General features: G+C 43.7%; 16 protein-coding genes. 12 read left to right on the top strand and 4 right to left on the bottom strand.

All coding sequences use genetic code 11. The annotated features are described in order from the left end of the window. Position 1 precedes the first annotated feature (1 nt). Genes ACYRYY_RS00450 through hypD form a run of 4 tightly spaced genes read left to right on the top strand, consistent with a single transcriptional unit; the run spans position 2 to position 4,690 of the window. On the top strand, positions 2-778 hold the full coding sequence (locus tag ACYRYY_RS00450) for an ABC transporter ATP-binding protein (RefSeq protein ID WP_460213518.1): 777 nt from the start codon (positions 2-4) through the stop codon (positions 776-778). A 1-nt stretch (position 779) separates the two neighbouring features. Beyond that, positions 780-1,496 carry an ABC transporter ATP-binding protein gene (locus ACYRYY_RS00445; RefSeq protein WP_460213517.1) on the top strand — a complete coding sequence of 239 codons (717 nt, stop codon included), beginning with the start codon at positions 780-782 and terminating at the stop codon, positions 1,494-1,496. A 40-nt stretch (positions 1,497-1,536) separates the two neighbouring features. After that, on the top strand, positions 1,537-2,331 hold the full coding sequence (locus ACYRYY_RS00440; RefSeq protein ID WP_460213516.1) for a glycyl-radical enzyme activating protein: 795 nt from the start codon (positions 1,537-1,539) through the stop codon (positions 2,329-2,331). 4 nt (positions 2,332-2,335) lie between these two features. Beyond that, positions 2,336-4,690 (top strand): trans-4-hydroxy-L-proline dehydratase, encoded by a 2,355-nt coding sequence (hypD, locus tag ACYRYY_RS00435; RefSeq protein ID WP_460213515.1) that lies wholly within the window; start codon positions 2,336-2,338, stop codon positions 4,688-4,690. A 78-nt stretch (positions 4,691-4,768) separates the two neighbouring features. Here the strand turns inward: hypD and ACYRYY_RS00430 are convergent, their stop codons facing one another. The 3 genes from ACYRYY_RS00430 to ACYRYY_RS00420 all read right to left on the bottom strand — a co-directional run bounded on the left by ACYRYY_RS00430 (position 4,769) and on the right by ACYRYY_RS00420 (position 8,754). After that, a complete protein-coding gene (locus ACYRYY_RS00430) occupies positions 4,769-6,601 on the bottom strand; it encodes a DUF3413 domain-containing protein (RefSeq protein ID WP_460213514.1) in 1,833 nt (610 codons plus the stop codon). A 78-nt stretch (positions 6,602-6,679) separates the two neighbouring features. Continuing rightward, on the bottom strand, positions 6,680-7,540 hold the full coding sequence (locus tag ACYRYY_RS00425) for a DMT family transporter (protein WP_460213513.1): 861 nt from the start codon (positions 7,538-7,540) through the stop codon (positions 6,680-6,682). Between the two features lie 68 nt (positions 7,541-7,608). Beyond that, the gene (locus tag ACYRYY_RS00420; RefSeq protein WP_460213512.1) at positions 7,609-8,754 is read right to left on the bottom strand and encodes an MFS transporter; all 1,146 of its coding nucleotides are present in this window, start codon (positions 8,752-8,754) and stop codon (positions 7,609-7,611) included. Between the two features lie 249 nt (positions 8,755-9,003). Here ACYRYY_RS00420 and ACYRYY_RS00415 point away from each other — a divergent pair, with 249 nt between their 5' ends. The 4 genes from ACYRYY_RS00415 to ACYRYY_RS00400 are packed head-to-tail and all read left to right on the top strand — an operon-like array spanning position 9,004 to position 11,795. Continuing rightward, positions 9,004-10,305 carry an aminotransferase class V-fold PLP-dependent enzyme gene (locus ACYRYY_RS00415; RefSeq protein ID WP_460213511.1) on the top strand — a complete coding sequence of 434 codons (1,302 nt, stop codon included), beginning with the start codon at positions 9,004-9,006 and terminating at the stop codon, positions 10,303-10,305. Continuing rightward, the gene (locus ACYRYY_RS00410) at positions 10,283-10,810 is read left to right on the top strand and encodes a YeeE/YedE thiosulfate transporter family protein (protein WP_460213510.1); all 528 of its coding nucleotides are present in this window, start codon (positions 10,283-10,285) and stop codon (positions 10,808-10,810) included. The genes ACYRYY_RS00415 and ACYRYY_RS00410 overlap by 23 nt, the downstream gene beginning before the upstream one ends. Beyond that, entirely contained in the window at positions 10,810-11,346 is a 537-nt protein-coding gene (locus tag ACYRYY_RS00405) for a YeeE/YedE thiosulfate transporter family protein (RefSeq protein WP_460213509.1), read from the top strand. The genes ACYRYY_RS00410 and ACYRYY_RS00405 overlap by 1 nt, the downstream gene beginning before the upstream one ends. A gap of 2 nt (positions 11,347-11,348) precedes the next feature. After that, entirely contained in the window at positions 11,349-11,795 is a 447-nt protein-coding gene (locus ACYRYY_RS00400; protein ID WP_460213508.1) for a rhodanese-like domain-containing protein, read from the top strand. A gap of 2 nt (positions 11,796-11,797) precedes the next feature. Here ACYRYY_RS00400 and ACYRYY_RS00395 read toward each other — a convergent pair whose 3' ends face one another. Next, positions 11,798-13,213, bottom strand: a complete 1,416-nt coding sequence (locus tag ACYRYY_RS00395; protein ID WP_460213507.1) for an aminotransferase-like domain-containing protein — start codon at positions 13,211-13,213, stop codon at positions 11,798-11,800. Positions 13,214-13,649: 436 nt separating this feature from the next. Here ACYRYY_RS00395 and ACYRYY_RS00390 point away from each other — a divergent pair, with 436 nt between their 5' ends. The 4 genes from ACYRYY_RS00390 to ACYRYY_RS00375 all read left to right on the top strand — a co-directional run bounded on the left by ACYRYY_RS00390 (position 13,650) and on the right by ACYRYY_RS00375 (position 18,997). Further along, positions 13,650-16,367, top strand: coding sequence for a molybdopterin-dependent oxidoreductase (locus ACYRYY_RS00390; RefSeq protein ID WP_460213506.1), 2,718 nt, complete (start codon positions 13,650-13,652; stop codon positions 16,365-16,367). 10 nt (positions 16,368-16,377) lie between these two features. Next, positions 16,378-16,986, top strand: coding sequence for a 4Fe-4S dicluster domain-containing protein (locus ACYRYY_RS00385; protein ID WP_460213505.1), 609 nt, complete (start codon positions 16,378-16,380; stop codon positions 16,984-16,986). A gap of 66 nt (positions 16,987-17,052) precedes the next feature. Then, positions 17,053-17,724 (top strand): TorD/DmsD family molecular chaperone, encoded by a 672-nt coding sequence (locus ACYRYY_RS00380; protein WP_460213504.1) that lies wholly within the window; start codon positions 17,053-17,055, stop codon positions 17,722-17,724. Positions 17,725-17,758: 34 nt separating this feature from the next. Continuing rightward, complete coding sequence (locus tag ACYRYY_RS00375; RefSeq protein WP_460213503.1) at positions 17,759-18,997, top strand: OprD family outer membrane porin; 1,239 nt, start codon at positions 17,759-17,761, stop codon at positions 18,995-18,997. Positions 18,998-19,095 lie beyond the last annotated feature (98 nt).

The raw sequence follows: 19,095 nt of genomic DNA, 5'->3' as shown, positions 1-19,095 counted from the left end.
CATGGGTCTGCTTGAACTTAAAGGCGTTACAAAGGTTTTCGGCGGCGTTGTGGCAATGGATAAGCTTTCCTTCAAGGTTGATGAAGGTGACATATACGGCATTATAGGACCGAACGGCGCAGGAAAAACCACAGCCTTCAACTGTATAACCGGTATCTATAAACCTGAGGAAGGAGAAATAATCTGGAAAGGTGAAAATATTGCTGGGATGCACCCCTGTGATATCGCCGGAAAAGGCATTGTCCGCACATTCCAGAACATCCGCCTTTTTGGTAAAATGAGCGTGGCGGAAAATATTATCTCCGGACGCCACCAGAAATCAAAACAGACATGGTTTCAGGGACTTTTCAGCACACCTTTCTACAAAAAGGATGAAAAGGAAAACTGGCTGAAGGTCAAAGATATTATGAAATTAATGGGGCTTACGGAATACGCTACAATCCCTACACAGTCTCTTGCATACGGCATACAGAGACGTGTGGAGATAGGCAGGGCCCTCGCCACAGAACCGGAGCTTCTTATCCTTGATGAACCCGCAGCAGGTCTTAATGAGAAAGAAACCTTTGAACTCATGGAACTCATTAAAAGGATCAAAGATTCCGGCATCACTATTCTTCTCATAGAACATGATATGGACATGGTGATGCAGCTTGTAAACAAGATTACCGTGATCAACTTCGGGAAAAAAATAAGCGAAGGTGATCCTGATTTCATACAAAACGACCCCGTAGTTATTGAGGCTTATCTCGGCAGTGCGGATGATGAGGAGGACGAATAGAATGGCAGAAAAACTTTTGGAAGTAAAAGACCTGTTCGTCAACTACGGAAGCATTCAGGCCATTAAAGGCATAGGCTTTGAGGTCAACAAAGGCGAAATAGTCTCAATTCTGGGCGCAAACGGCGCAGGCAAATCCACCACTCTGCGTACTATCAGTGGTCTGATAAAACCCAAAGCGGGTCAGGTTCTTTATAAAGATGTGGATCTTGCTAAAATACCTGCTCACAAAATAGTCCGTGAAGGAGTATCGCACTCACCCGAAGGGCGTCAGGTTTTCGGCACTCTTACTGTTGAGGAAAACATAAGAATAGGTGCTTTTGTTAAGCCCAGCGTGGATAAGGATACCCTTGACTGGATATACAACCTTTTCCCCAGACTTCTGGAAAGACGCAAACAGCTTGCGGGAACACTTTCCGGCGGTGAGCAGCAGATGCTCGCCATATCAAGGGCGCTTATGGCAAAACCTCAGCTCCTTCTGCTGGACGAACCTTCCCTCGGCATAGCACCTATACTTGTTAAGATGATCTTTACTGCTATTAAGGAGATCTCAAAAACAGGCGTTACGGTTCTTCTTGTTGAGCAGAATGCAAAAGCTGCTCTGAAACTTGCAGACAGAGGTTATGTTCTGGATGTAGGCAAAGTTACGATTGCCGGCTCTGCCACTGATCTTCTTAATGACCCCAAAGTTCAGGAAGCATATCTGGGAAAAAAGAAATAAAATATTGTAATTTAGATTGTTTTGGTCTTATTTTAGGTGTATGATAAAAGGTATAGTATTTGACATAAAGAAGTATGCGATTCATGACGGTCCCGGAATAAGAACAACTGTTTTTATGAAAGGCTGTCCGCTCTCCTGCGTGTGGTGTCATAATCCGGAAAGTATAGACTTTTCCATCGGGAAGATAAAAAAAGAACTCAAACTCGATGGAAAAGTTATCGAAAGCACGGAAAACGTCGGCAGGGAAATGAGTGTGAGTGAAGTGATGAGAGAGGTCGAGAAAGACCTTCTCTTTTACGAGGAATCAGGCGGCGGAGTTACATTTTCCGGCGGAGAAGCTTTTGTTCAGCATGAATTCCTCTTAGCTATGCTCAAAAGCTGTAAGGCAAAGGGAATAAGCACCTGTGTTGATACATCCGGTTATGTAAATAAAACCATACTGGAAAAGGCTATTCCTTTAACTGACATATTCCTCTTCGATATTAAGCTTATGGACGAGGAACTGCATAAAAGATACTGCGGTGTGCCAAACGGACAGATACTGGAAAACTTCAGAACTATACACCGAAGCGGCGCAAAAGTCAGATTCAGGTTTCCCGTTATCCCGACAATTACAGATACGGATGATAACCTGAAAAAAGTTGCGGAACTTGCGGCGCAGTTTTCCGATGTTCCGGTAGATCTCCTTCCCTACCACAAAATAGGTAAGGACAAATACCGCAGGCTTGGAATGAAATACCATATGGAAGGCATTGAGAAGCCTTCTGACGAATACATGCACAAGATAGCCGCTTTCTTCACAGGATACGGCATCAGAACCAAAATAGGAGGTTAAGCATATGACAGACAGGATAAAAAGACTCCGCAAAGAGAGCCTTGACGCTGTGCCCACAATTTCATCCGAAAGGGGCGTTTTGTTAACCGAGTTCTTTAAGAGCGGTGAGGCGGACGGAATGTCCGTTCCTGTACAGCGAGCGAAAGCCTTCTATTATATAATGGCAAATAAAGAGCTTTGGTTTAATGACGGCGAACTCATCGTCGGCGAAAGAGGACCTTCTCCCAAAGCCACCCCCACCTACCCCGAAGTCTGCATACATTCAAAAGAGGATTTTGATATTCTCCATAACAGACCCAAGGTTTCATTTAAGGTGGATGAAAAAAACAGAAAACTCCACGAAGAAATTGTCCTTCCTTTCTGGCAGGGCAAGTCTCACAGGGAGAAAGTTATAAGCCACATGACAGATGAATGGGTTAAAGCTTATGAAGCCGGTGTATTCACTGAGTTTCAGGAGCAAAGAGCGCCCGGACATACTGTTCTTGGCAAAAAAGTATTCAGAACCGGGCTTAACGGATTGAAGGCGGAAGTTCAGCAGGCAATAAAAGACCTCGACTTTTACAATGATCCTGAGGCTTTCAGCAAAAATGAAGAACTTAAAGGCATGCTCATAGCTGCCGATGCTGTTATCAATTATGCAGAAAGAAACGCAAAAGCTCTGAAAGAACTTGCAGATAAGGAAAAAGATCCGAAACGCAAACTTGAGCTTCAGGAAATGAGCGTAGTTTGCTCCAAGGTTCCCGCAAACGCACCCGAAAGCTTCTGGGAAGCTCTCCAGCTCTACTGGTTTCTCCACATAGGCGTTATTACCGAAACAAACCCATGGGATGCTTTTAACCCCGGAAGGCTTGACCAGCACCTCTATCCGTTTTACAAGGCAGATCTCGAATCCGGCAAACTTACAGAAGAAGGGGCAAAAGAGCTTCTCTATTCGTTCTGGATCAAGTTTAACAACCACCCTTCGCCCCCAAAAGTTGGTGTAACAGCCAAAGAGTCAAACACTTATACAGACTTTGCTCTCATAAACGTTGGAGGAGTTAAGGAAGACGGTTCGGATGCAGTTAATGAGCTTTCATACGTTCTTCTTGATGTCATTGAAGAAATGAGGCTTCTTCAGCCCAGCTCAATGGTTCAGATCTCAAAAAAGACACCCGACAGGTTTCTTAAAAGAGCCCTGCACATAGTTAAAACTGGATTCGGACAGCCCTCTATCTTTAATACAGATGCCATCATTCAGGAACTTCTGCGTCAGGGTAAAGATATTGTAGATGCCAGAAACGGCGGTGCTTCAGGCTGCGTTGAAACAGGCGCATTCGGAACAGAAGCATACATACTTTCCGGTTATTTCAACCTGTCAAAAGTCCTTGAGATCACAATCTACGGCGGTTTTGACAAATATACCCAGAAACAGATAGGGCTTGATATACCTGCTGATTTCAAAAGCTTTGACGAGCTGATGGAAGCCTATACAAAACAGCTTAACTACTTTATAGACATCAAAATCAAAGGAAATATTGTAATTGAGCGCCTTTTTGCAGAGTACATTCCCGTACCATTCCTCTCAATACTCACAGAGGACTGCATCAAAAACGGCAAAGACTACAATGACGGCGGCGCAAGGTACAACACCACCTATGTTCAGGGTGTTGGTCTTGGTTCAGTGACAGATTCACTGGCGTCACTCAAATATAATGTTTATGACCAGCAGATAATCAGCCTTGAAGGGCTAAAAAAGGCTCTGGATGCTGACTTTGAAGGATATGACGAACTCCGTGCCCTTCTTCTGGAAAATACGCCGAAATACGGCAATGACGATGATTATGCAGATGATCTCATGAGAGAAGTATTTGAAATCTTCTTCAAATCCGTAAACGGCAGGCCTAACACAAGGGGCGGTATGCACAGAATCAACCTTCTGCCTACTACGTCTCATGTGTATTTCGGAAGCGTTATAGGCGCTCTGCCCGATGGACGCAAGAAGGGAATTCCCCTTTCTGAAGGCATCTCACCAGTTCAGGGCGCAGACAGACACGGTCCTACTGCTGTTATTAAATCTGCCTCCAAGATCGACCATCTGCGTACAGGCGGAACGCTGCTCAACCAGAGATTCGCCAAAGAATTTATGTACACTGATGAAGGCATAGACAATGTTTGCAGACTGGTTAGGGCTTACTTCCGTATGGACGGACACCATATCCAGTTTAATGTTGTGGATGAAAAGATTCTCCGTGAGGCTCAGGTTCACCCTGAAAACTATAGAGATCTCATTGTAAGAGTTGCAGGCTACTCTGACTACTTTGTTGATATCACAGATGAATTACAGGAAGAGATAATCCGCAGAACTGAACACCAGCATTAGAAAGTATTTCTTGGAAACAGTAATAAAATCACACGGCAAAACCTCCCCTCAAAGGGAGGTTTTCTATTTTTATAATAGTTATTTAAGATAACGGCTGATTCTTTCCAGCGCTTCTTTTGTATTCTGCACGTTCAGGCTTCTTTTTATAGGGCGGTTGCTTTTATCCAGGATTTCATAATTCCCCGCAGCGTTCACATCAAGAATAGAGTCATGGGTAATGATTCCGTATCCGCTGTATTGGGATGAAATAACCCAGTCCCGATCAGTAAAAATGCCGAACAAATCTGCACCAGTGGAGTAGTCAGACGTATCATTTTCCACTCCGAGGTAGTTTTTCATTAGTGTCGGTGACAGATCCTCATGTGACGTAAAGCTGTCCACATATTCCGGTGTTGCGCCCTCCTCCACACCCGGACCTACTACTATAAAAGGAACCTTAACCTGAGCGTCAGTAAAGTTACTGTTATGTCCCCAGTAGTTAAGCTTATTATCATTCATTTCCTGACCATGATCCCCTGTGATAATAATCAGGGTATTATCAAGCTTCCCTTTTGATTTCAGTTCAGCGATAACCTTTGCAACAAGGCTGTCAGCAAAGTGTACACTTGTCCGGTAGCGGTTGAACAATGGGGTAGGATCAGTATTTTTATTCAATAACAGATAATTAAGTTCCTCCACCATAGGCTTGAATTTCGGTTCATAATCTTCGGGGAAGTCATAGGCATGTGGGGAATCATAAAACAGAAACGAAAATACAGGTTTGGAGCTATCTGTTCCTGCATACCATTTCAGCCAGTCGTCAGTGAGGTTTATATCCTTCTCTGAAGCGGAATCACCTTCAGAGCGAAGACGCAAAACAGGTAAATTCCGGAAGACAGTACGATTGAACTCCGGTTTAATAAGCTGTGCTGATGTAAAAATGCCAAGCTGATAATTCAGCTCCTGCATGCGGTCGATCAAAACTGCCGAACGCTGCCCCGCCAGAAAAGCATGCCAGTATGTTCCCGGTATACCGTAAAATAAGCCGAAAATGCCTGTCCGTGTGGAGTTTCCGGTAGATATATGGTTATTATAAACAATCCCTTTTTCTGCTAAACTGTAAATATTCGGTGAAAACTCCGGTGAAAAGGTGTCATAACGCCATGAATCAATAACAATAAGCATAATATCATGCAGACGTTCAGGAGATTTTCCCCTTAACGGGTTCAAAGGATAATTCAGGTCATCGCTGTCATCCATTCTGAGTTCTTTACGGCGTTTGACAGCGTCTAAATCCGCAAGTCCCCACCTTTTCAGCATAGTGGTTGCTGTCGCAGGGTAATAAAGCGGAAGATAGCGTGTAACCATGGACACAGGCTGATTTGCATGGGCAACACCCCATATATGCAGCAGATTTGCCGTAAGAAGCATAAGAAAAAAAGCAAGTGAGACCCTTCGCCCCAAACCAGCCCTTATGCGGTTTATCCTTGTTTCCAGTACAGTTATCAGAGCGAATTCCAGTGCTAAAACCGCCAGAAATCCGCCGATGCTCATAGCCCATGTAATAAGAGGGAAAGATACAATATCCCCAGCCATAATCAACCCAACAACTACTGCGTTGATATGAAAACGGTACTGGGCAAAAACAATTGTATCAATAAAAAGCAGGCTTAAGCCGAGTGAACCGCCCAAAGCCAGAATGAAACGCCTCAGACGGATATCAGGAATAAATGCAGCAGGTATAAATATCACACCGAACAGGGCAACAAGCACAGGCATATGCCCCAGAGCTGAAGTGAAAGCAAAAACAGAGGACATAGACGTGAAAGCTGAAACAGGGAAAAAGAAGAAATAACGTGCGGATATTAACGTTGCAAGTAAAGAGTTAATCAGTATAAACCAGCCGAAAGAGCGGAGTCCTGTTTTTTTCATAAACAACAATCTGTACCTGTATTCACTTATGAATTATAACAAATTTTTAAGAAAGCCTCAGGAAACTCCAAAGGCTTGTTACGACCTGCTTCTTATTACAAGAATGGCTATACCGAGAAACAGACAGGTGATTCCCATTCCAACCATAAAGTTGATTTTCTCACCGACAAGAAATATTCCCAGAATAGTCGCTGTCAGCGGTTCAACGAGGGAAAGCGTTGCTGTGCTGGAAACAGAGACAGTCTGAAGTCCTTTTGCAAAAAGTATATACGACAGGGTTGTGGTAATCAGCCCCAGATGTACAGCAACACCCACACCTTGTAAGCTCATTATCCATGAGGTATCAGTAAAAAACAGTACAGGAGACAGAAGAACAGCGCCGAAAAAGAATATAAGTCCCACAGATGCTGTTCCGTTATGGTCTTTGATAAGCACTTTTGTGAGCAGAGCATACAAAGCGTATGAAAAGCCTGCACCAAAGGCACATATAATTCCCGGTAAACTTATTGTAATGTCACCGCCGCCGGAAAGAGCAAGAAGTGTGCAGCCCAGAATAGCCAAAGCGGAGGATATATACCACCTCATCCTTATTTTTTCATGAAGAATGAAGTATCCCAGAACACCGGCGCTGACCGGAGCAGAACCGATGGCAACTATTGTCCCCACAGCGACACCGGTAAGCTTAACACCTGTAAAAAAAGTAACCTGATAAGCAGCCACTGCCAGAGCGCCCATAAGCACATGAAGCTTATTCCACGGCTTTCCATTCCTGAAGCAGCCGGATACAACAGCAAGCAGAAGAAGTCCCGTTCCGCCCACAAGAAGTCTGAAAGCCCCGACAGTCATCGGAGATGCTCCCTCAGGAGCAAAAAACTGTGCAGTTCCTGTTGTACCCCAAAGAACAGCAGCAGCTATGATAAAAAAAACGCCTTTCCCCATAAAATACCTGTAAGTTTAAATAATTAATGAAATTTGAGAATAAGCTCTTTAAGAAGTAAAATCAACAACTACCTGACTTTTATAAAAAAGGCCGTTATACAGGCACAGATAAGCAAAGGAACCATAAAAACACCTGCCGTTTGCCATGAATAATAATCCGCCAGAAAGCTGAACATAACCGGACCCGCAAACATTCCCACATTCTGCCCCAGAGCTATAACGGACATCCCCTGCCCTGTGAGGCGGGGAAGCTTCATTATCTCAGGAACAGATGAAAAGGTTGCAGTCGGCACTATTCCGCCTGTTATACCAAGTATTATAAGCAGGACAGCAAAATATGCCGTACTTGAGCTAAAAAGAAAAGCCATGGAGAAACAGGCAAGCAGAATGCCGCTTATGAGAAGAACCTTCCTTGATTTGAAAACATCAGACAGCCAGCCGGACAAAGGGGCAGTAATAAGAGAAAAAAGCATTATAAGAACAGTCAGCCCGGATGCCTTAGCTGTGGAGAGTCCATGTTTCTGTTCCAGAAAGACAGGCGCATAAGTTTTAACAGCAACAATAACAATGGTGCTGGTCATAAAAACAGCGGCAAGAAACCAAATGTTTTTTTCTTTATAAGGACATCGTCTCTCTTCATCCTGCGCTCTGGTTTGAGTGTATTCCGCAGGCATATGAAAAAACAAAGCAAACAGAACAAGAACCGCCGCAGTGTAAACAGAGGTGAAAAGCCACGCAGAGCGCCATTCACCAAGTAATGGTGCCAGAAGATACATAATTATCGTCCCTGTAGGAACCCATGTTGCCCAGATCCCCATAGCCATTCCCCTTTTATCGTCAGGAAACCAAGCAGAAATAGAGGCAGGACCGGTAACAGAAATAAGACACAGCCCTACTCCTTCGATAACACGGCTGAAAATAAGTATTCCGGCAGAATGGGACAAACCGCCTGTAACAGATCCTGCGAGCAAAACGGAAAGTGCAATAATTCCGGAAAATTTCATACCTATTTTGCGTATCAGATATCCTGAAGGCAGGGCAAATAGCACTCCCACAAGAGCAAACACGGACATAAACCAGCCTGAAACAGCAAGGTTTACTCCAAGCGCAGACATAAGCTGGTTCATCATGGGCGGAACTTTAAACTGGTTAAGCGGGGCAGCGACACCCGCAGAAAATACTATAAATAAAATTAAATAACGGCTGTTCCGCATATTTTCCTCAGAAATAAAACTAAAAGCATGGATATACTTTTGTTAAAAGTTAATCTTATACCACATAACTAATCTTCATACAATAGAACCGGAAGATACTGCATCAGCTCCGTTCCTGTCTGTGAGCCGTTTTGGATTAGTCCCTGAAAAAAAGGACTTTCTGGACCTTTCCTGTCCACAGACTCAAAGCTATCTTAAACTCAATTCCCAGTATTTTAATATGTTTATTTAATCAAAACAGGTAAAAAAATGAATAATCGCAACTATGAGAACCTTATAATCGGTGCGGAACAGACAGATACAGAAATATGCTTCGATAATGCAGCCACAACACCTCCTTTCAAGTCGGTAATGGCGGCTGTTTGCGGTTTTGCACCGCTCTACTCATCCGTACACAGAGGAAGCGGCAAAAAATCCGAAGCAGCATCAAAGCTCTTTGAACAGTGCCGTAAAGAGATACTGAGCTTTGTGAACGGAGATCCCGTTCATGATGTACTGATATTCACCAAAAATACCACAGAATCAATAAACAAGCTTGCCGCAGCACTGGCGGGTGAAAGCAGGAATATTGTTATTGCCACAGAAATGGAGCATCACTCCAACGACCTGCCGTGGAGAAAACATTTTAAAATCTGTTACGCAGAAACAGACAAAGCAGGACGCCTCTGCCTGAATGATCTTGAAGATAAGCTGAAACAGCACAAAAGCAAAGTCAGACTGGTTACAGTAACCGGAGCATCCAACGTAACCGGATATATAAACGATATACACACTATTGCGGAGATGGCTCACAAATACGGTGCAGAAATTTTAGTCGATGCCGCCCAGCTTGCTCCGCATAGTGAAATAGATATCAAAAAGCCCGATACACCAGGGCACATAGACTATCTCGCATTCTCTTCTCACAAAATGTATGCCCCCTTCGGTACAGGGGTTCTGCTTGCCCCGAAGACTGTTTTCCAGAGAACCTCACCGGAACATTCCGGCGGCGGGACAGTTAATCTGGTGACCCGTAATAATGTAATCTGGGAAGAAACACCACACAGAGATGAAGCCGGGACACCGAACTTAATGGGAGCTGTGGCAATGGCATCGGCTTTAAAAACTCTTTGTGACGTGGGAATGAATAATATTGCGGCACATGAGGCAGAGCTTATGAAATATGCCTTGAAAAAAATGAGCAATATATCCGGATTACGCCTGTACTGCGATGGGAAAGAAACAAGCCGAATCGGGGTAATACCTTTTAATATAAGAAAAATCCCTCATCAGGATCTTGCAGCGGCACTTTCGCAAGAGGCAGGAGTAGCAGTGCGCAGCGGTTGTTTTTGCGCCCAGTCGTATGTCCAGAAACTTCTGGGTATGGATGACCAAACGATAAAATATTATCAGAATTATCCTGATGCTGCCCGTCCCGGCATGGTGCGTATAAGTTTCGGGCTATACAACACAATACAGGAAATAGACCATATGTCAGATTTTCTAAGCACCCTTACTCACAGCAATATAAAGGAAATAAGGAAAAATCATGAACATTACAAAATTTTTTAAAATGAAGCGATGGTCGCCATGGACAGCGGGAATCGCAGCGGGAGTTGCAGCTTCTATAAGCATTGTTCTTACAGGAAAAACCCTTGGCGTATCCGGCGGATTTGAAACTATAGCAAGCATGATCGCTAATTCAGCGGGGTTTGTTCCTCCTTCAAATGCTTTTTTCAACCGTGTTAAGCCTCCGGTGTTTGACTCACAGCTAATCCTGCTCATAGGCATATTCGCCGGCGCTCTGCTGGCTAGCCTCTTTTCAGGCGACTTTAAGGTTCGCACTCTGCCTGACAATGAGTGGAAAAAACGATTTGGGGTCAGCAAATTCAAGAGAGCCGCCATTCTTTTTACAGGGTGTTTTTTAATGGCAACAGGCGCCGGAATAGCAGGAGGATGCACAAGCGGGCTGGGGATTTCAGCCACTATGCTCCTATCACCTGCGGGATTTCTCTTCATCGCCGGAGTGTTTGCATCAGGAATAATCACAATATTGTTAATATACGGGAGAAAATAATGGATGAAACTTTCGTTACAGCCGCATTGGGCATTCTCTTCGGCTTTGCTTTGCAGAAGGTCGGGTTAACTAATTACAGCATAGTTATAAATCAATTCAGGTTAAAAGACTGGACAATGATGAAGTTCATGTGTACCGCCATAGCAACAGGAAGTGTTATTTATCTCCTTTTTCAGCCGGAAACTGTAGGAATGACAGAGACTGTACCGCCCGTTTCCATAGCGGGTAACCTTCTGGGAGGAACGATATTCGGAGCAGGAATGGCAATTGCCGGAACATGTCCCGGAACACTCATAGCAGGCATAGGTCAGGGAAATCTGGATTACCTGACAGCCGGACTGGCAGGATTTATAACCGGAGGTCTGTTTTTCGGATTTTTATTTAAATTTTTTCTGGGAATAATAATGACTGGTTTTCTCGGTGAGATGACCCTAAGCACAATCACAGGCATCAACCCGTGGCTCTTCACTGACCTGATATGCGGCTTTGTAATAACTTTCTATATTCTTACTTCATGGAAAACCAAAGAGGATTAAGTATGAAAAAGTGTATTTTCTTAATTGTTATCACAGCTATTGTTGCCGCCTCATGGGCATTTTATAATTTACAGGTCACAAAAACAAGCCGGAGCAGCGGCTCATCAATCCCCTATTCTGCCAGACTATCGTCAGATGCTCTATACGAAGGCATAAGAAAGGACATCTGGTATGTATATGATACCCGTAAATATATCGAATACATATATTCACACCTTCCCACAGCCAGAAGTCTGCCTCTTAATATGTTGGAAAAACGTCTGAGTGAAGTACCTAAAGACAAGGAAATAGTTCTTATATTTGAGAATGGCACAGATGCTGAACAAGGATGGAATATATTTATCACCAACGGATATAACCAAAACGATATAAAGGTATTTGATGAAAATATTGAGGAATGGTCAAAAAAGGGCTATCCCATCGAGGATCACATACCTGCCGGCTGCTGACATCAGCAGCCCTTTTCTACCGCATAAGCTATTCTGCTTATTGTATCCTCAAGCTTCTCTTCCTCTATCGAAGCAGGACAAAGGAGAATATGGTTTGTATCGTTCATGTCAAAGAAATAACCGGGGTATATGTCAGTCAGCCCCCCAGGCTGGGTGAAAATATTTTTAATATTAATCCCGGGAAAATTAAGCCAGAAATGGAAATGGCAGTTACGTTCATCCCACTCCGCTTTGGGACTGAGATACTTTTCGCAGAGCCTGAGTGCATCTTCACGCCTTTTTTGAACAAATGACTTTATGTCTTTCATCATCACATACATCATTCCGCTTCTGAACATTTCATCTGCTACAACCTGCATAAAGAAGTTTGCCTTTACACCGTTTTGTATGAAAACATTGCTGAAATGTTCAATCAGATATCTGTCTGCAATAATCCATGACAACTGAAAATCGAACGGATAACATTTCAAAAGACTGCCCATGTATATTACATTTCCCTGAGTATCCAGAGATTTCAGAGGGTTAAGAGAAGTCCTTGAGTGCCATATATTAGCAGAATGGTCGATCTCCACGGCAGGAATGCTGTATTTATTTATCAATTCGATGATTTCCTGTCTCCTTTTTCTGCTCATAACAATACCTGTAGGTCCCTGATCAGTGGGATCAATATGCAGAATCGGGCAACATCGGTGCTTTACGATCTTCTTCTCTAGATCTGCAGCGGAGATACCATGCTTATCCATCTTAACCGGAGTCATGTTCATGCCGAGGGAGTGTATGTTTGAGATGGTATTAATTATATTTGTCTGCTCATACAAAAAGCTGGAATTCACATTCAGAAGAGATTCATAAACATAATACAGCCTCTGAATCGTCTCGGAGGAAATGAGTACATTTTCCACGTTTGTTTTTATCCCCAGCCTTGCAACATGACGGACGACGGACTCACGCAATGATGTCAGACCATATTTAGTAAGTTCAAGATTATTATTATCATTTATTCTGGCAGCGGAAGTTTTCATTGCATCCTGAAGATATTCAGCGGTGTTGAAACTGCTGCTCAGGCTGAAATTTGTCACTCCGCCTGAGTTTCCCCAAAATCGGTATTCATCAAAGCTGGTTTTGTGTCTGGCTTTTCTTATGTATTCGTGCCAGTTTACCTGCCTGCCGTCTGGGTTATTAGTTACCACGTAACCGGATTTTGGGTAGGAAACCAGAAGTCCTTCGTGCTGGAGCTGGCTGAAAGCGGAGATCAGAGTGGTTTTACTCACTCCCAAATGTGTCATAAGGTACTCTCTCCCGGGCATTTTTGTCCCGTTCTTCAGCTCACCGTTTCTGATTTTTTCTCTGAAAAAGTCAGCAAGCTGCATATACATTGAGCGCCCGGAAGAGCTGTCTGCCTTCCATTCGTATAACATTTGAAACTCCTGTCTGTGTAATCAATAATACCGTTTTTCACTGACCGCCGCATATAATTTGTTTAAAATAAGCGGCAAAACTAAACAGTAAACTGTTTTTTTCTTAACATAAACATAAAACCGTCAGAGAAAAAGACCCAGATCATGCACAAACATAGAGACAAGATGCAGAATATATCAGTCAAATAAAGAAATTTATATTTTATATCCTGTGCTGTTTCATATAAAAAACAGAATCTGGAAGATAAATGCTTTTTTGTAGCTATATCATTAATAAATAAAAATAATTAACATCAAGAACATCTGCAGCCAAATTCATATTTCTGTCAAACTTGTCTCTCTATTATCAGCGTAACTAGACCTTTTTTATCATGCATTAAACCCTAATATAAACTCACGAATTAGCTAATTCAGTACGCTTTCATTGAGGTAGAACATGAAAACAGTTCAAGTAAGCAGGAGATCGGTTTTAAAAGCGGCCGGTATAGCGGGAGCTGCCGCAGTCATGGGTATTAACCTTGACAGCACAAACTCCGCTCTTGCTGCAGCCGACGCCAAGAAAGGCATAATGTCCAAAGACAACTGGCATTACGGGCACTGCCGCATGTGCATGAGGGGGACATGTCCTAATATGTACCGTGTGGAAAACGGCGTGGCAGTGGAAGTTATGGGTAACCCTAAGACTCCCACCAGCAAAGGCGCTCTCTGCGCTAAGGGACAATCAATAATCCAGAACCTTTATAACCCCTACAGAGTTAAAGCACCTATGAAAAGAACCAACCCCAAGAAAGGTCTTCAGGAAGATCCTCAGTGGGTTGAAATATCATGGGACGAAGCACTGAACACAACAGCAGGCGTATTGAAAGAAATAAGAGAAAAAGATCCCAGAAGATTCATGTATTCTGTCGGCTTCGGCGATATGGATTTCTTCTGTACATTCCTTTTCTACTTCGCAGGCGCTTACGGAACACCAAACTATGTAAAAAGCAACGGTACACTCTGTGTTCTGCACTACGCATCTGACCTTGTTCAGGGTGTTTTCCCCGGTGTTAAGCCTGATGCAACATACGCAAAATACATACTCGCTATGGGTATGAACCTCGGTATGGGTATCGCATCTTCTGACGGCGGTGTCAGAGGGCTTCTGAACAGAATTTACAATGAAAAAGATATTAAAATTGTCTGTGTCGATCCTCACTGCGGACCGGATGCTTCTAAAATGGAGTGGGTTCCCGTTAAACCCGGCGGAGAGCTTGCTTTCCTTATGGGAGTTGCGAACAGCATCATTTTTGAAGTTAAGAAAATGGACGTTGATTTCCTTAAATGGAAAACCAACGCACCTTACCTTATAGCTTCAGACGGATACTACGCCAGAGGCAAAGACGGCAAACCGCAGATCTATGACCTTAAAGATAAAAAAGTTAAATCATTTGACGACAAAACACTGTCTGACCCTGATATTTATGCTGAAAATATCAAAGTAAACGGCGAAAAGACAAAGGCAGGCTTTGTTCTTGTTAAAGAAGGACTCAAAAAGAATACTCCTGAATGGGCTGCAAAAATATCAGGTATCCCTGCTGCCAAAATCAGAGAAGTCGCAAGAGACTTCATTGAAAACGCAAGCATCGGCGAAAGCATCGAGATGGTTAACGGCAAAGGTGAAAAACTCCTCATGCCCAAACGTACATCCGTATGTGAAGGTAAACGCGGTATCAAAAACATGCGTGACGGCGTTCCTGCCGACCTTATGACAAAGCTTCTCAACATGCTTGTCGGTTCGCTTGACGTACCCGGTGGTATGCTTGGAACACAGAGAGGACCGTTCCTCAAACCTGATGAAGACGGTGTTGTGGCTCCCAAAGGCGAAGCAAGGTTCAAAAAACCTGTTTATCCTCCTCAGCATGTTAACCTTTCTGAGTATTTTCCGCACAAACACACTCTGCCCACCCTTGCGTTCAGAGTTGCGGCTGATCCTCATAAATACGGTCTTAACTATGAGATTGATGCCCTCCTTTCAGTCGGCTCAAACCCCATAGCAAGCACCACAGAACCTTATATGGTTGCTGACTCTGTGGCTAAGATACCTTTCTCCGCCACTGTGGCATACCACTATGACGAAATGGCGCACATGGCAGACATACTCCTGCCCTCGCACGCTCTGCTTGAAAAAGAGTCCGTAAACTCATACGAAGGCGCTTTTGACGTTTATACAAAAGAGACAATCTCCACCAGGGTCATGATGTACAGAGACCCCATGCCTCCTCTGTATAACACAAAACAGCCTCAGGACATTATCATCGAACTTTGCGAACGCATCGGTATGATTGATGACTTCAACGCAAACATCAATAAAACAGGTGTAATTCTCGGTGAGGTTACATTCGCCAAGCTTGACCCCAAAGATTACCTTCAGCCCGGCAAACGCTACACCATAGCCGAAATCTGGGACAAAGGGGTAAAAGCTTACTTCAACAGACCTCTTGATGATATGAAGAAAGAAGGAATCATTGTTCAGCAGATGGCTCCTGCCGATGCTTACAACTCATCCTTCTTCAAAAAAGGCGAAACCAGACACCCTATTTACTTTGAACGTCTGAAACGCAGCGGTGATGAGCTTCGTAAGTTCTTTACCGAATACAAAGACAAAATATACCTGCCCGACTTTGATATGGAAGATCAGCTCCAGTATTACGAACCTGTAATAAAATGGAGACCGAAAGACCTTACAGAAGTTAAAAAAGGCAACAAGTACGACATGATTTCAATCAACTGGAAAGCACCCACTTCTCCCATGAGAATAGCGGGTAACGACCAGCTTCCGTACCTGAATGAAGTGAGTGAGACATTTGACCCCACTTACGGAAAAATATGCCTCAATACCAAAACAGCGGCAGAAAAAGGCATCAAAGAAGGCGACACAATCTGGGTTGAATCAGCCAACGGAAAAGTCTCCGGTCAGGTTCACGTTACAGAGCTTATTTTCCCTGATGTTGTAGGTTTTGCGGGTGCGCTCGGACGTCTTGTGGATTCGCTCGGCAAGAAAGCTTCCTCATACCCCATGTATAACAAACTGACGAATGCGAAAATATCCACCTGCTGTGCTGTTGCGATAGGCGTGTCTAACTCTGTGCCCGTTCGTATTTACAAAGCCTAAGGAGAAAGAAATGAAACTGGCAATGATAATTGATAGAAGAAGATGTTATGCGTGCCACGGCTGTGCAGTTGCGTGCAAAGTTGCCAATGCTACTCCTCCGGGTACATTCTGGACAAAAACCATAACTGAAGAAGTGGGCAGTTTTCCCAAAGCCCATATGGAATACCGCCCGCTTATATGCAACCACTGCGATAAAGCCCCCTGTGTGGAAGTGTGTCCCACAGGAGCATCTAAAAAAATGGAAGACGGAACAGTTCAGATCACAACATCTGAATGTGTAGGCTGCCAGCTTTGTATGGAAGCATGCCCTTACGGCGCACGCTACTTCAATGAAAAAGATACACCAACCTATTGGTCTGAAGTAGGCAAACAGGATATTTTTGAGCAGGCTCGCTACAAAGATCACCCTGCGGGAACAGTTGATAAATGCACCTTCTGCGCTCCCAGAAGATCAAAAGGACTTCCGCCTGCATGTGTTGCCACATGTGCGGGTGTCGCAAGAACTTTTGGAGATCTTGACGACCCCAACAGCGAAATCTCGAAAATGTTTAAGCAGTACAAACCAAAACCGCTTTACCCTGAAAAGGGAACATCACCGAGAGTATTTTACATAGACTAAACACTTCTAATGACCTTCCGTGCTTTTCTTCCTCCGCCGGAAGGTCATTTTCTAAGGAGGTCTGTAATGGACAAATCAACAAGTGTACTGTTTGAAAGTGCTGCTAACGATGCCGAAATCTTTTCTCTGCTTGCGGCTTTCTACAACTGCAACCCGGAGCAGGATATTATCGACGGCACACGCAGTCTTAATACAGATGAAATAGCTGATGAGGATGTTAAACAGGCTGTGCTGAAAATTAAAAACTATGCAGCTTCCACTTTTCCTCACAGCGACGAAGAAAAACTACTGAACCTCAAAAGGGACTGGACAAAGCTTTTCAGAGCGGTTTCGCCTGACTACGGACCAAAAGCGCCTTATGAGGAAGTTTACCTTGCGGTGAAAAACCCCGGACTTATAAAAGAGCTTGCGGCGCTTTATCTTGATGCGGACTACACAAGATATGCCGAGCTGAATAACCGCCACGACTACATAGGCGTTCAGCTTGATTTCGCCGCTTTCCTCTCTTTTCAGCGGGCAAACGCACTGAATAACAATGACCTTGAAAACTACAATAAACTTACGGATCTGTTTGAAGATTTCACTGTAAATCATATTGCCTCGTGGTTTCCCAAGTTCTGTACCGAGGCTTTTAAACACGTCCGCACAGATTTTTACAGGGGTGTGCTTGGTCTGACCTACCTTGCACTCTTTGACAGCAGTAAACTGCCCTCTTCATATTACGAAACAGTGGCATAAGAGCATACTTAATTTTTTATTACAGGAGATAGATATGAAACTTAAAGCCCTGATAATTTTATCAGTTATGATATGTGCGTCTGCAACGGTATTCGCTGCGGACAATATAAAAGATATGTTCGCCGACGGCTCACTCAGAGGAGAAATCAGAATCCTCAGCTTTGAAAGAGATTTCGATAAAACAACACCCGACAGGAAAGATACTGCTGCCGGCGGGCTTCTCTACTACCGCACAGCACCTTTTAAAGGAATATCTTTCGGTGCGGCTTTCGCAACTGTAAACGGTGTTTTTAATGATGACAATGATGCAGTTTACAGCATCCTCGCCAAAGATGAAGACGGCAACCACAAAAACGTTACACGTCTTCAGGAATACTTTATTCAGGGTGAGTGGTTTGATACTGTAATCAAATACGGTGCGCAGGAAGTAAGAACTCCTATGCTTGAAACCCATGATCTGCGTATGCTGCCGAGAACATATAAAGGGTTTTCAATCGTTAATAACTCTTTTGAAAACCTCACACTGTCTGCTTATTACCTCACAGATGCAATGGGATGGACCGATGATGAATTCATTCCCCTTTCAAAGTCGGTAGCTGATGAACCCGGCGGAGCCAATGTAATTGATGAAGATAAAGACATGATGATCTTCGGAGCATCATATAATATCCCCGTTGAAGCAGTAAAAGCCAATGTTCAGGCCTGGTACTATTCAATGGATGATATTTACAATGAAATATTCCTGAAAGCCAGACTGAGCAAAAAACTTGGAGAAACAACAGTTTACTTAAGCCCTTCATATTTCACCCAGAAATCTCAGGGAGACGAGCTTAACGGAGAGGCCGACACAGATCAGTACGGCTTCAACACTGGGTTTATATTCAGGGGACTCAATGTTACAGGATTCTATGCTAAAACCGGAGACGACGGTCTTGTTTTACCATGGGGTGACGAAAAGGTTATAATTCAGCAGATACTTGCTTCAGGCAGAGCAGATGAAAAAGCTTATGCTGCAAAAATTGCTTATGACTTCTCACAGATCGGGCTTAAGGGACTCAGCGCATATGTATACCATGCAGAATATGATGTTCCCACCTCCACAGGAAAAGATCAGGCTGAAACAGACTACAGCATTCAGTATGCTTTTTCAGGCGCTCTTGACGGTCTCAGCCTCAGAGCAAGATATGCAAACATAAATGTTAAAGAAGGCGGCGAAGACTACGAAGATACCCGCTTCTATGCTGTTTACAAATTTGCCCTCGGCAAAAAGTAAACTAACAAGTCAACACACACTTCCACCTGAAAGCGGGCATTATGCCCGCTTTTTTTTCATTATCTTACTTTATTAGATTGACAAAACAATCTCCAAGC

Source organism: Geovibrio sp. ADMFC3, from assembly GCF_054687035.1.
This window is presented reverse-complemented; position numbering and strand designations above follow the sequence as displayed.

Excerpts from the sequence above, each read along its gene's own strand:
- hypD (WP_460213515.1), top strand. The coding sequence starts at position 2,336 with ATGACAGACAGGATAAAAAGACTCCGCAAAGAGAGCCTTGACGCTGTG.
- ACYRYY_RS00410 (WP_460213510.1), top strand. The coding sequence starts at position 10,283 with ATGAACATTACAAAATTTTTTAAAATGAAGCGATGGTCGCCATGGACA.
- ACYRYY_RS00450 (WP_460213518.1), top strand. The coding sequence starts at position 2 with ATGGGTCTGCTTGAACTTAAAGGCGTTACAAAGGTTTTCGGCGGCGTT.
- ACYRYY_RS00415 (WP_460213511.1), top strand. The coding sequence starts at position 9,004 with ATGAATAATCGCAACTATGAGAACCTTATAATCGGTGCGGAACAGACA.
- ACYRYY_RS00420 (WP_460213512.1), bottom strand. The coding sequence starts at position 8,754 with ATGCGGAACAGCCGTTATTTAATTTTATTTATAGTATTTTCTGCGGGT.
- ACYRYY_RS00385 (WP_460213505.1), top strand. The coding sequence starts at position 16,378 with ATGAAACTGGCAATGATAATTGATAGAAGAAGATGTTATGCGTGCCAC.
- ACYRYY_RS00390 (WP_460213506.1), top strand. The coding sequence starts at position 13,650 with ATGAAAACAGTTCAAGTAAGCAGGAGATCGGTTTTAAAAGCGGCCGGT.
- ACYRYY_RS00445 (WP_460213517.1), top strand. The coding sequence starts at position 780 with ATGGCAGAAAAACTTTTGGAAGTAAAAGACCTGTTCGTCAACTACGGA.
- ACYRYY_RS00405 (WP_460213509.1), top strand. The coding sequence starts at position 10,810 with ATGGATGAAACTTTCGTTACAGCCGCATTGGGCATTCTCTTCGGCTTT.
- ACYRYY_RS00440 (WP_460213516.1), top strand. The coding sequence starts at position 1,537 with ATGATAAAAGGTATAGTATTTGACATAAAGAAGTATGCGATTCATGAC.
- ACYRYY_RS00380 (WP_460213504.1), top strand. The coding sequence starts at position 17,053 with ATGGACAAATCAACAAGTGTACTGTTTGAAAGTGCTGCTAACGATGCC.
- ACYRYY_RS00395 (WP_460213507.1), bottom strand. The coding sequence starts at position 13,213 with ATGTTATACGAATGGAAGGCAGACAGCTCTTCCGGGCGCTCAATGTAT.
- ACYRYY_RS00425 (WP_460213513.1), bottom strand. The coding sequence starts at position 7,540 with ATGGGGAAAGGCGTTTTTTTTATCATAGCTGCTGCTGTTCTTTGGGGT.
- ACYRYY_RS00375 (WP_460213503.1), top strand. The coding sequence starts at position 17,759 with ATGAAACTTAAAGCCCTGATAATTTTATCAGTTATGATATGTGCGTCT.
- ACYRYY_RS00430 (WP_460213514.1), bottom strand. The coding sequence starts at position 6,601 with ATGAAAAAAACAGGACTCCGCTCTTTCGGCTGGTTTATACTGATTAAC.
- ACYRYY_RS00400 (WP_460213508.1), top strand. The coding sequence starts at position 11,349 with ATGAAAAAGTGTATTTTCTTAATTGTTATCACAGCTATTGTTGCCGCC.